We start from the raw sequence: 638 nt of genomic DNA, 5'->3' as shown, positions 1-638 counted from the left end.
CTTTTAAGCAAATTGGCTATATGTTGTTGATTTGCAAGGGTGATTTTTATTCAGGATCGCATTTACATCTGATACAACCCAATAATTCGTGTATCAGAGTTTAAACAGAGTTGTTTGCCACCATCTCAAATCTGTCGTGGATAAATCCTCCGTAGCCTTTACACTTAGGTAGCAATAAAGGCACACAGATGCAGCAAAGGAATAAATCATGGGATCTGATGCGAAAAACTTGATGAGCGACGGGAACGTGCAAATTGTTAAGACCGGCGAGGTCATTGGCGCGACGCAACTTACTGAAGGCGAGTTGATTGTTGAAGCTGGCGGAAGAGCCGAAAATACCGTGGTCACGGGGGCTGGCTGGTTGAAAGTGGCAACCGGTGGGATCGCCAAATGCACACAGTACGGCAACAATGGCACGCTATCGGTCAGCGACGGTGCCATTGCCACAGATATTGTTCAGTCCGAGGGAGGCGCAATTAGTCTCTCTACGCTCGCTACGGTTAATGGCCGCCATCCCGAAGGTGAATTCAGCGTTGATAAAGGTTATGCCTGCGGTTTGTTGCTGGAAAATGGCGGTAACCTGCGTGTACTGGAAGGCCATCGCGCGGAAAAAATTATTCTCGATCAAGAGGGTGGCC

Annotated in this window: 1 protein-coding gene; it reads left to right on the top strand. The window is 48.3% G+C overall.

What is annotated here, in order from left to right; translation table 11 throughout:
* Positions 1–208: 208 nt before the first annotated feature.
* A partial coding sequence (locus tag AC5O77_RS22045) for an AIDA repeat-containing protein (protein WP_494507202.1) occupies positions 209–638 on the top strand: 430 nt, incomplete at its 3' end.

The organism is Stenotrophomonas sp. INTA L402-1 (assembly GCF_059295135.1).
Note: the sequence above shows the minus strand (reverse complement) of the source record. Positions and strands in the feature narration are given on the sequence as shown.